This is a genomic window from Vibrio sp. D173a, from assembly GCF_030248475.1.
Genome location: NZ_JAHGAH010000860.1, coordinates 1 through 1,036, shown reverse-complemented (window position 1 = coordinate 1,036; position 1,036 = coordinate 1). Strand labels below are relative to the sequence as shown.

The window sequence follows — 1,036 nt, the reverse complement described above, 5'->3', positions numbered from 1 at the left end:
ACTTGGCAACCATTTGAACTCAACCCAGATATGCCTGCTGAAGGTGAAAACCTTCGTGAGCACTTGATTCGTAAATATCAAATTACCGCAGAGCAGAGTAAGCAAAATCGCTTAAACATTGCAGAACGTGGCAAAGAGGTCGGCTTTACGTTCGATTTTTACGATGACATGAGAATGGTTAACTCACGCCATTTACACGTGTTACTAGAGTTCGCTAAAGAGCATGGTAAGCAAACGGAACTTAAACTGCGTTTCTTCACTGCACACTTTAGCGAACAGAAAGATCTGTCTGACCTAAACGTAGTGAAAGCTGAGTTAGAGCAAGTGGGTCTAGACGCTGAAAAAGCCCTTGAGCGTTTGAGTCAGGCATCTCACATCGAGCAAGTAGAGGCGCAAGAGTTCCAATGGCAAAGGTTGGGTATCTCTTCTGTCCCGACAGTTGTGATCAACCGAACCAGTGCGGTAACTGGTGCTCAAACGGTAGAAACTTATAAACAGATCTTGTTAGAAGAGCTAGAACAAGCGTCATAACGGTCTGCCGAGTCTATAGAGAGTGTTTGCTGTTTTGTGACTATGTCGTTTTACAGCAAACATTCGAATCGATAGGCTCTTTTTATTCCCTTCGTTATTCTCAGGATCTTTATGGATTCACTGTCCCTTCCTCAAGTGCGTAAAATCATTCTGCACTCTCAGCAGTTGCCTCCCAAGCAGACAAAGCAGGCCTCAAAGGCAGTGACATTATCCGCCATTGAGCAGCTTGGCTACATTCAAATTGACACCATCTCAGTGATTCAACGTGCTCACCATCATACGTTATGGAATCGAAATGCTTGCTATCAGCCTAGCGATCTCGACGTTCTGCTCGATCAAAAACAGGTCTTTGAATATTGGTCTCATGCCGCTGCTTATTTACCAATGCGCGATTACCGTTATAGCCTTTATCGTAAAAATGGTTTTAAAAGCGGGCAACTGAAACACTGGTATAGAAAAGATCAGCCCCTAATGGATAAGGTACTCAAACGCATCGAGCAAGAAG

The 1,036-nt window shown here is 44.0% G+C and carries 2 protein-coding genes; both read left to right on the top strand.

The genetic code is table 11. The features are described 5' to 3' along the window. Nucleotides 1-531 (top strand): DsbA family oxidoreductase (locus KIV40_RS29850; RefSeq protein WP_285352884.1); only part of this gene is annotated, 531 nt, incomplete at its 5' end. Between the two features lie 111 nt (nt 532-642). After that, nucleotides 643-1,036: DNA glycosylase AlkZ-like family protein (locus tag KIV40_RS29845; RefSeq protein ID WP_285352883.1), on the top strand; the 394-nt coding region annotated here is incomplete at its 3' end.